Source organism: Intrasporangium sp., assembly GCF_036566125.1.
In the GTDB taxonomy this organism is placed as follows: Bacteria; Actinomycetota; Actinomycetes; order Actinomycetales; family Dermatophilaceae; genus Intrasporangium.
The window spans coordinates 1-9882 of sequence record NZ_DATCWX010000085.1; the positions used below are offsets into that span (position 1 = coordinate 1).

The following is a 9882-nucleotide window of genomic DNA, read 5'->3' on the forward strand; positions in this document are numbered from 1 at the left end:
GACTCGCGCGAGGACTTCGAGGCCGTTGTCCGCATCGAGTTCGCACCGGACCACGCCGACCTCATCCTCGCCGAGCACCCGGAGGCCACGGGAGTCGACTACGCCGTCAACCTCTGGTGGCGCCGCTACTGACGACACTCGGGCGCAAGCCCCAACAGCGCCGGGTTGTGCGTGATCGGAGTCGTCATGGCAACCTCGACCACGCACACTCCCACCGCCCGGGGATCGGTTCAGGCGCTGGCGGCCCTGTGGATGGCCGCGGCGGTGAGGGGCTACCGCTCGACAGACTGCTGACATGCAACATGACGCGCGGGCGATCGACCGGCCAGAGCGCAGGTTCGACCGCCTCCTTGCGGCCAGGGTCGCGGGCCGGGCCGGGCTGGTGACCCGGTCGCACGCCCGCGCACACGGATGGTCGAAGGCCGCGATCAGGTGGCAGATCGAATCAGGTCGCTGGGCTCGAGTTCACCGCGGGGTGTACCTGACCACCCTGGCCGCGATGACTGGGAGATGCGAGCGGTGGCAGCGCTGCTGGCGATCGGCCTGCCGTCGTGTCTTCGTGGCGACAGCGCCGGAGTTGCCTGGGGCCTCCAGGCGGAGGACTCGGACGACATTCAGGTCCTCGTGCCCGTCAACCGGCGTGGCGAGCCGCTCCCGGGAGTGAAGGTGCACCGCTCACGGCGGTTTGCCGACCGTGTGCACCCAACGGAGTGGCCGCACCGGACGATGGTCGAGCACACCGTCTTCGACCTGTCGATGGGCCATGGACTCGATCGGTGCATCGCGCTGATGGCCAAGGCCTGTCAGCTTCGCCTCACGACCGAAGAGGCACTCGGACAGGTCCTGAGGACGCGGCCGACACAGCCGCACCGTCGCCTCATCGCCGAGGCTCTGGGCCTGGTTGGTGAGGGCGCGGAGAGTGCCGCCGAGGTGCGGTACATCCGGGACGTCGAACTGGCACACGGACTTCCAACGGGCGTCAGGCAAGAGCCGGCACCCGGCTCGCGAAGCCGGGACAATGACTACCCTGAGTGGGGCGTCATCGTCGAGATCGACGGTCGCCTCGGCCACCTCGGTTGGGGCAACCAGCAGCGGGCTGGACGTCGGGATCGCAAGGCCGCCGCCGGAGGGAAGCTCACCGTTCGCGGCGGATGGCGGGACGTTGCTGTTGCGCCCTGTGAGTTCGCGTCAGACCTCAGGGACATCTTCACCACCCGGGGTTGGCGTGGCGCCGCCCACGCCTGCGGGAACCAGGACTGCGACCTCGGCAACAAGGCGGCTTGACCACTGCGCCACCAGTGGTGCGCGGTTGTGGTCGTCAGGGCAACCACGACCACGCACCCACCCAGGCAGCGCCCCGCGTCCTCAGTCGACGAGGTCGAGCGCGATGTCGACGATGGGCGAACTGTGCGTGAGGCCTCCCACGGAGACGTAGTCGACGCCCGTCGCCGCATGGTCGGCCACGACGTCGAGCGTCATCCCGCCCGTCGCCTCGATCTCGACCGGTTCACCCAAGCCCCGGAGCAACTCGACGGTCTCGCGCAGCACCGGCACGGGCATGTTGTCGCACATGATGAAGCGGGCGCCGGCGTCATAGGCCTCCTGGGCCTCAGCGGGTGTCTCCACCTCGACCTGGATGACCACGTCGGGGAACTTCTCATGGACGAGGCGGTAGGCCTCGGCCACGGACCCGGCCGCGAGTTTGTGGTTGTCCTTGATCATGGCCACGTCGTAGAGGCCGAGGCGCTTGTTCGTGCCACCGCCGGCACGGACGGCGTACTTCTCGAGCAGCCGCATGCCAGGTGTCGTCTTGCGCGTGTCGAGCACCGTCGTGCCGGTGCCCTCGAGGGCGTCCGCCCAGCGCCGGGTGTGGCTCGCGACGCCCGAGAGGCGGCTCAGGATGTTGAGGATCGTCCGCTCCGCCATGAGGATCACTCGCGTGGGCCCCTCCACGCGCGCAATGACGTCGCCCCGCGCGATGCGCGTGCCATCGGCCAGGAACACCTCGACCTTCGGCGCCGAGGCAGCGACGAGCCCGGCGACCGACTCGAGCACGATCGCGATGACTGGTCCGCCGGCGACGACGCCCGGGCCACGGGCGACGATCTCGCCGACGCGGACCTGGTCCTCGGGGATCGTCGCCAGCGTCGTCACGTCACGGCCGTCGGGTCCGAGATCCTCGCGTAGGGCGACAGTGACGAGCTCTCGCGCGGCCTGGTCAGGGAAGTCGTTCATGGTGCTCCTCGGTGCGGTGCGAGCCATCGAGACCCAACCCGATGAGGTTCTCAGGTGGCACGGGATCGGTTGCCACGGTGAGCTGCCCATCAGCCGCGCGGCGAATCACCGTGTGGTGCAGGAAGTTCTCGTCGTCGCGGTCCGGGAAGTCCTCCCTTACATGTCCGCCGCGAGTCTCCTCACGGAGCGCGGCTGCCAGCGTGAGTGCCTGGCCGACATGGAGCAGGTTCGTCGTCTCCCAGCTCTTCGGGCCCCCCTTCTTGCCGTCGTCGGCGGCCGCCAGCTCACCCAGTCGAGCTGCGGTCGCAGCGAGCGACGCGGCAGAGCGCACGGAACCGGCGCCTGCCGTCATCGCGCGCTGCACGGCCACACGGCGCTTGCCGCGGATCAGCGCAGGGTGCTCGGTCGCGTCGCTCTGCACCTCGACCGGGCTGGGGTCGGGCAATTCCCCTGCAGCCAGGCGACGGGTCAGGTCGTCGGCGATCCTCCGGGCGAACACGAGCCCTTCGAGCAGCGAGTTGCTCGCCAGGCGGTTGGCACCGTGGACGCCGGTGCAGGACGTCTCACCGCAGGCGTAGAGCCCCTCGAGACTGGTGCGACCGCGCAGGTCCGTGCGCACGCCTCCGCTGGCGTAGTGCTGGGCCGGCGCCACGGGCAACAGCTCGGTCGCGGGATCGAAGCCGAGCTCGCGGCACCGCTCGACGATGGATGGGAACCGCTGTTCGAGGAAGTCGGCGCCGAGGTGCCGGCAGTCGAGGTACACGTGGTCGGTGCCCGTCTCGCGCATCCGCGCGATGATGGCGCGCGCGACGATGTCGCGCGGCGCCAGGTCGGCGAGCGGGTGCTGCCCCTGCATGAACCGGACCCCTTCGGCGTCGACAAGGAAGGCGCCCTCGCCCCGCACCGCCTCGGAGATCAGCGGCTGCTGGCCAGACGACCCTTCACCGAGATAGAGCACGGTCGGGTGGAACTGGACGAACTCCAGGTCGGCCAGCTCGGCGCCAGCACGCAAGGCGGCCGCCATGCCGTCGCCGGTGGCCACGGCCGGGTTCGTGGTCGAGGCGTAGATCTGGCCGAGCCCGCCCGTCGCGAGCACGACGGCCGGGGCGTGCGCGGCCCCCACCCCGTCGACCTGGCCCTCGCCGATGACATGCAGGGTCACCCCGCACACGCCCCCGTCGCCGTTCGACAGCAGGTCGATGACGAGGGCGTGCTCGATGACCTCGATGCCGGGGTCGTCCCGGACCCGGTTGAGCGCCGCGATGAGCGCGCGGCTGATCTCGCGACCGGTGGCGTCGCCGCCGGCGTGCAGGATCCGGTCGCGGTGGTGCCCGCCCTCGCGGGTCAGGGAGATCTTGCCGGTCTCTCCCCGATCGAAGTCCGCACCGATGGCGATGAGGTCCCAGACCGCATCGGTGCCCTCGTTGACCAGGGTCCGCACCGCCTCGACGTTGCAGAGGCCGACCCCGGCGACGAGCGTGTCATGGATGTGCTCCTCCGGGCTGTCGTCGGGCGACATCACCGCGGCGATTCCGCCCTGGGCCCATGCGGTCGAGCCCTCGTCGAGCACCGTCTTGGTGACGAGCAGGACCCGGGCAACCCGACGTCTGAGGCGGAGCGCCGTCGTCAGACCGGCGATGCCTGACCCGACCACGATGACGTCGGCCGTGGCCGTCCAGCCGGGCGCTGCCGCGCGGAGGCGCCGTGGGATGATGATGCCGCTCGGGCTCATTCCCGCCCCCTCTCGTGGTGCGTCACGCCCACACCGTATGCCGCTGGGCCGGCTCCCGTTGCACCGCTCACTCGGGAGGGCTGGGAGGCCACGGCTGTCGGGGAGCGAGCTCAGCGGCATACGGCCTCGTCTCAGTGTTGGTAGTCGTGGTGTCGCTCCGTGACGGCCGAGGTCTTCAGGCCAAACCCGTCCGGCACGTCGCCGCCATCGTGCCCGACCTCGATGATCCGGTTGTCCCGGTCGACGAAGACGACCTGCGCCTCGTGAGCCCGCGCCTCGGCGTCATCCATGCAGGCGTAGGCGATGATGATGACCGTGTCGCCAGGCGAGATGAGGCGGGCGGCCGCGCCGTTGACGCACAGGATGCCCGAGCCCCGCTCACCCTCGATGGCATAGGTCGTCAGGCGGTTTCCGTTGTCGACGTCGACCACGTCCACCTGCTGGCCCGGCCAGAGGTCGGCCGCGTCCAAGAGGTCCCGGTCGATGGTGAGCGACCCGACGTAGTGCAGATCGGCCTGTGTCACCGTTGCGCGGTGGATCTTCGAGTGGAGCATGAATCGCTGCATGGGGTCGCTTCCTATCCATCGAGCCGGTCAGCCGAGAAGATCTCGAGCGCTCCGCCACCCGGCCCCACGAGGACCGGCAGGTTGTCGATGAGACGCGTCGTGCCGACCCTGGCCGCAACGGCGAGCAAGGCCTCACCGCGGAACCACTCCGGCACGTCCTCGAGGGTCTCCGGGTGGACGAGGACGAGGTAGTCGGCGAGCACGAGCGGCTCGCGGACGAGGACCGCGCGGGAGGCGCGCCGGATCGCGGACGGCCCTTCGGCAGCAGCAGCACTCCCCGCTCGCAGCGCGGCGGACAGCGTGAGGGCGATCTCCCGGTCCGACTCGGTGAGGTACGTGTTGCGGCTCGACATCGCCAGCCCGTCGGGCTCGCGCACCGTCGGCACCGCGACCACGCGAACCGGGAAGTCGAGGTCTCGCACCATCCGGCGGATGAGCACCAGCTGTTGCGCGTCCTTCTGGCCGAAGTAGGCCGACGTGCACCGCGTGAGGTGCATCAGCTTCGCGACCACGGTGAGCATGCCGTCGAAGTGCCCCGGCCGGGCCTGCCCCTCGAGGACGTCGCCGAGCGGACCGGCCGAGATGCGCACGCCCGGCTCACCGTCGGGGTAGATGACGTCGGGCGTCGGCGCGAAGACGAGGTCGACCCCCGCCTCGGTGCAGATGGCCAGGTCGGCGTCGAACGTGCGGGGGTAGCGGGACAGGTCCTCCTTGGGCCCGAACTGGAGCGGGTTGAGGAAGATCGTGACGACGACATGCGCGTGCGTCTCACGGGCCCGGTGGATCAGGGTGGCATGTCCGTCGTGGAGCGCACCCATGGTCATGACCACGGCGACGTCGCCGTCGTCGAGGGCGGCCCGCGCCTTGCACAGCTCCTCCCGAGTGTGAGCGACAGTCACGAGTTGTCCTCCTCGTCGGCGAGCAGTTGGAGCATGGCGTCCCCGGCGGCCGCCTTGAGGCGCCCGCTCAGCAGCGCCCGCTGCGCGGTGGCCCGTGCGAGCGCCAGGTAGGTGGGCCGGATGTCCGGCGCCACCTCGCGGAGCAGTGCCACGTGCGCGGCAACGGTACCGACATCTCCCCGCGCGACGGGGCCGGTGAGTGCAGCATCACCTTGCTGGAGAGTGTTGGCGAGCGCCGCGGACAGGAGTGGCTCGAGGACCCGGGACGGCTCCTCGATGCCCGCGTGACCGAGCAGCTCCATGGCCTGGCTGACGAGCGTGACGAGGTGGTTGGCGCCATGCGCGAGTGCAGCGTGGTAGGTGAGCCGCTCATCCTCCGCGATCCAGACCGGATCACCGCCCATCTCGATGACCAGCGCCTCGGCGAGTGGCCGCGCCATGTCCACGGTCGTGACGCCGAAGCAGCAGTCCTGCAGCCGCTCGAGGTCGACGTCCGTCCCGGTGAAGGTCATCGCCGGATGGAGGGCGAGCGGCACGAGATCGCTGCCGATGGCGGACTCGAAGACCGAGATCCCGTGGGCACCCGAGGTGTGCATGACGAGCTGTCCGGCCGTGAACGTGCCGGTCGTCGCGAGCCCGGCGATGAGCTCGGCCAGCACGTCGTCCGGTATGGCGAGCACGACGAGGTGGGCACCGCTGACGACCTCGGGGATCGGTTTGACCGGCACACCGGGGAGGAGCATGGCTGCCCGCTCCCGGCTCGCCTCGCTCACCGCCGAGACACCGGTGACGTGGTGCCCTGCACGGGTCAGCGCGGCGCCCAGGACGGCACCGACGCGACCCGCCCCGACGATGCCGACGTCGAACCGCGCGGGACGCTCGTGCGGACTGCTCATCAGGGGCACGGTATCGCCTACAGTCCCTCCTCGTGGATCCCATCCCTTGGCGTGACGCCTGGCACACCGCGCTGTATGCCGCTGAGCTGGGTTTCTATGTCACCCGCGGTGGGCCTGCGGCGCACTTCACGACGGCGACGCACGGGGTCACCGGAGCGGTCCTCGCCGACGCCCTCCTTCGCCTGTGGGGTCGATCGCACGACGACCCGCCGAAGGTCGTGGTTGACATCGGAGCCGGGCGCGGCGAGCTGCTCACCCACCTCCTCTCGGTCGAGAGCGCAGTCGGGGTGGATGTCGTCGACCGGCCCGAGGGCCTCGACCCACGCATCACCTGGGTCCGGTCACCCGGAGGTGCACTGCTGCCGGACGGGCTCCACGGTCTGCACGATGCCCTCGTCATCGCGCACGAGTGGCTCGACGTCGTCCCCTGCACGATCGCCGAGGTAGACGACCGGGGACGGCTTCGCGAGGTCCTCGTCGACCCAGCAACCGGGGACGAGCTGCTCGGCGGCGACCTCGGTCCGGAGGATGCGGAGTGGGCCGCCGCCCACTGGCCGGACCCCGGACCCGGCGAGCGGGTCGAGGTCGGCCGGACCCGGGACGCGGCCTGGGCCGACCTCGTCAGCCGGGTCCACTCCGGCCTGCTCGTCGCCATCGACTACGGGCACCTCAGGGCGAACCGCCCCACCGCCGGCACCCTCACGGCCTACCGCGCCGGCAGCCTCGTGACCCCGGTCCCGGACGGCAGCTGCGACCTCACGGCCCACGTGGCCATGGACTCCCTCGACGCCGACGAGCTCGCGCGCCAGCGAGAGGTCCTGCGCGGGCTCGGTGCCCGTGCCACCGGCCCCGAGCACGCCCGGGCCAATGACGACCCCATGGGCTACCTCCGCGCTCTGGAGCGCGTCTCGGCCGAGGCGGAGCTGATCCGTCCCGGCGGGTTCGGTGACTTCTGGTGGGCGGTGAAACACGTCAAGGGCCCCGACGTACCCTGAGGCCATGCGTCGGCTGGTCTTTGTCCTCCTCACCCTCTGCTTCACCCTTGCCGTGCCGGCAACCGCCCACGCCCACGACGTGCTCGAGAAGACGACCCCCGCGGACGGCACCACCGTGCAGCTCCTGCCCGGAGACGTCTCTCTCGTCTTCAGCGAGCAGCCGCTCGAGATCGGGCTCCAGGTCGTCATCACCGGACCCACCGGCAACATGGCCGAGGGTCTCGCGACGATTCAGGGTCGCGAGGTCCGACAGGCCATCTCCTCGGCCGCGCCCGCCGGCGAGTACACCGTCGCCTATCGGGTGACCTCTGACGACGGCCACCCGGTCAGCGGCTCGTTCCGCTTCTTTGCCATGACAGGGCTCGACGGATCGACAGCGACGGCCGGCCCGTCGGTCCCGGCGCCCCAGGCGGAGGACCCTGCGGTGGAGAGCGCCAAGGACTCGCAGTTCGTGCCTGTCGTTCTCACGGCCGCCGGGACCGTCATCGCCATCGGACTCTTCGTCTTCGTCCTGCTCAAGGCCCGACGCAGGACGCCGGCGGCCTGAGGGGGACGCCATGGTCGAGCAGAGCCAGTGGATGCAGATCGTCGAGGCCAACCCGGCCCACTCGACCTGGTTCGTCAAGCGTTTCCGTGACATGGCGGCCGCCGGCCAGGACCTCGACGGAGAGGCCCGACTCGTCGACGCGATGGTGCCCCGAAGGTCTCGCATCCTCGATGCAGGCTGTGGCTCGGGCCGGGTCGGAGGGGCGCTGGCCCGAGCCGGGCACGACGTCGTCGGGGTCGACGTCGACCCGGTGCTCATCGAGGCTGCGATCGAGGACCACCCGGGACCCCAGTGGCTCGTCGGTGACCTCGCCGAGCTGGACCTTCCCGCCCAGGGCGTGCCCGCCGACTTCGAGGTCGTCGTCGCTGCGGGCAACGTCATGCCGTTCCTTGCGCCGAGCACCCGCCGCGAGGTGCTCCAGCGCCTGCGCCGCCATGTCGCAGAGCGGGGCCGGATCGTCGTCGGCTTCGGCGCCGGGCGCGGCTACGACTTCGGCGACTTCCTCGACGACGTCCGGGCATCGGGACTCGAGCCCGACCTGCTCCTCGCCGGCTGGGATCTCCGACCGTTCAGTGACGATGACTCCGACTTCCTCGTAGCGGTCCTCCGCCCGGCCTGAGCCCCCTCGAGCCCACCGCGCCGCCCCGGTCCCCGACGGCATAGTCTCGACCCATGACCGAGACGACCACGTCGCCCCGCTCCCCGCGTCAGCGCGCCCTGACCGTGGGTGTCGGAGCCGGGGGTCTTGCGACGGCCGACATGGTCCTCAACATCGGGCCGCAGCACCCGGCGACCCACGGCGTCCTCCGGCTGCGGATCGTCGTCGACGGCGAGCGCATCGTCAGCGCCGAGCCGATCATCGGCTACATGCACCGTGGCGCCGAGAAGCTCTTCGAGGTGCGCGACTACCGCCAGATCATCGTCCTGGCCAACCGGCACGACTGGCTCAGCGCGTTCTCGAACGAGCTGGGTGTGGTCCTCGGCGTCGAGCACATGCTCGGCATGGAGGTGCCGGAGCGGGCGGTCTGGGCGCGCACCGCGCTGGCCGAGCTAAACCGGGTGCTCAACCACCTCATGTTCCTCGGCAGCTATCCCCTCGAGCTCGGCGCGATCACCCCAGTCTTCTATGCCTTCCGCGAGCGCGAGGAGCTCCAGGCGGTGCTCGAGGAGGTGTCGGGTGGCCGGATGCACTACATGTTCAACCGGGTCGGCGGTCTCAAGGAGGACCTGCCTGCCGGCTGGATGGGGCGCGTCGACAAGGCCATCGTCAACGTCCGCAAGCGGCTCCCGTCGCTCGAGCACCTCATCGTAGGCAACGAGATCCTGGAGGCCCGCACCCGCCGGGTCGGGGTGCTGCCTCGCGAGACGGCCCTCAGCTTCGGCGTGTCCGGCCCCATCGCCCGGGCGAGCGGGATCGACGTGGACCTGCGCCGGGACGCGCCCTACCTCGCCTACGGTGAGCTCTTCGTCAAGGGTGGCCCGGGGCGCGTCGTGACGCGACAGGCCGGTGACTGCCTCGCCCGCCTCGAGGTGCTGCTCGAGCAGACCCGCGTGAGCCTGGACCTGGCCGAGGCGTGCCTCGATCGGTTGATCCAGCTCAAGCCCGGGCCGATCAACGTCAGGCTGCCCAAGGTCCTCAAGGTGCCCGAGGGGCAGATCTACACCGCGACCGAGAACCCGCTCGGGTTCAACGGCTACTACCTCGTCTCCCGAGGCGAGAAGACGCCCTGGCGGCTCAAGCTGCGCTCGGCATCGTTCAACAATGTCTCCGTGCTCACCGAGATGCTGCCGGGGCAGCTCATCTCCGACATGGTGGCCATTCTCGGCTCGATGTTCTTCGTCGTCGGCGACGTCGACAAGTGACATTCCGTATGCCGCTGGGCTCGTTTCCGCGCGCCGCCGTCCTTCGCGGGGTGGCCGTGTTCGTCATCACGGCCACCGTGTGGTCGGCCGCGGCCTGCTCCGACGAGGACGTCGTCGACACCATCCCGCCACCCCGGCCCAACCGGACC

10 protein-coding genes and 1 pseudogene are annotated in these 9882 nt (G+C 70.4%); 6 read left to right on the forward strand and 5 right to left on the reverse strand.

The window, feature by feature from the left end; translation table 11 throughout:
* Positions 1-295: 295 nt before the first annotated feature.
* A pseudogene (locus VIR15_RS21210) lies at positions 296-472 on the forward strand (type IV toxin-antitoxin system AbiEi family antitoxin domain-containing protein); the annotation flags it as partial.
* A gap of 47 nt (positions 473-519) precedes the next feature.
* Positions 520-1284: a hypothetical protein gene (locus tag VIR15_RS05045; protein WP_331926382.1), complete on the forward strand. Its 765-nt coding sequence runs from the start codon at positions 520-522 to the stop codon at positions 1282-1284.
* A gap of 81 nt (positions 1285-1365) precedes the next feature.
* Here the strand turns inward: VIR15_RS05045 and nadC are convergent, their stop codons facing one another.
* The 5 genes from nadC to VIR15_RS05070 all read right to left on the reverse strand — a co-directional run bounded on the left by nadC (position 1366) and on the right by VIR15_RS05070 (position 6328).
* Positions 1366-2235, reverse strand: coding sequence for a carboxylating nicotinate-nucleotide diphosphorylase (gene nadC / locus VIR15_RS05050; RefSeq protein ID WP_331926383.1), 870 nt, complete (start codon positions 2233-2235; stop codon positions 1366-1368).
* Positions 2219-3967 carry an L-aspartate oxidase gene (locus VIR15_RS05055; protein ID WP_331926384.1) on the reverse strand — a complete coding sequence of 583 codons (1749 nt, stop codon included), beginning with the start codon at positions 3965-3967 and terminating at the stop codon, positions 2219-2221. The genes nadC and VIR15_RS05055 overlap by 17 nt, the downstream gene beginning before the upstream one ends.
* Before the next feature lie 131 nt (positions 3968-4098).
* Positions 4099-4533 carry an aspartate 1-decarboxylase gene (gene panD / locus VIR15_RS05060; RefSeq protein ID WP_331926385.1) on the reverse strand — a complete coding sequence of 145 codons (435 nt, stop codon included), beginning with the start codon at positions 4531-4533 and terminating at the stop codon, positions 4099-4101.
* Between the two features lie 11 nt (positions 4534-4544).
* Positions 4545-5432, reverse strand: coding sequence for a pantoate--beta-alanine ligase (panC, locus tag VIR15_RS05065; RefSeq protein WP_331926386.1), 888 nt, complete (start codon positions 5430-5432; stop codon positions 4545-4547).
* On the reverse strand, positions 5429-6328 hold the full coding sequence (locus VIR15_RS05070) for a Rossmann-like and DUF2520 domain-containing protein (protein WP_331926387.1): 900 nt from the start codon (positions 6326-6328) through the stop codon (positions 5429-5431). Before VIR15_RS05070 ends, panC begins: the two co-directional genes overlap by 4 nt.
* 32 nt (positions 6329-6360) lie before the next feature.
* Between VIR15_RS05070 and VIR15_RS05075 the strand changes: the two genes are divergently transcribed.
* From VIR15_RS05075 to VIR15_RS05090, 4 genes are read left to right on the forward strand one after another with little or no spacing between them, the layout of a single operon-like run.
* A complete protein-coding gene (locus VIR15_RS05075; protein ID WP_331926388.1) occupies positions 6361-7323 on the forward strand; it encodes an SAM-dependent methyltransferase in 963 nt (320 codons plus the stop codon).
* Positions 7324-7327: 4 nt separating this feature from the next.
* Positions 7328-7870 carry a copper resistance CopC family protein gene (locus VIR15_RS05080; protein WP_331926389.1) on the forward strand — a complete coding sequence of 181 codons (543 nt, stop codon included), beginning with the start codon at positions 7328-7330 and terminating at the stop codon, positions 7868-7870.
* Between the two features lie 10 nt (positions 7871-7880).
* Positions 7881-8489: a class I SAM-dependent methyltransferase gene (locus VIR15_RS05085; RefSeq protein ID WP_331926390.1), complete on the forward strand. Its 609-nt coding sequence runs from the start codon at positions 7881-7883 to the stop codon at positions 8487-8489.
* A 53-nt stretch (positions 8490-8542) separates the two neighbouring features.
* Positions 8543-9733, forward strand: a complete 1191-nt coding sequence (locus VIR15_RS05090) for an NADH-quinone oxidoreductase subunit D (protein WP_331926391.1) — start codon at positions 8543-8545, stop codon at positions 9731-9733.
* Positions 9734-9882 lie beyond the last annotated feature (149 nt).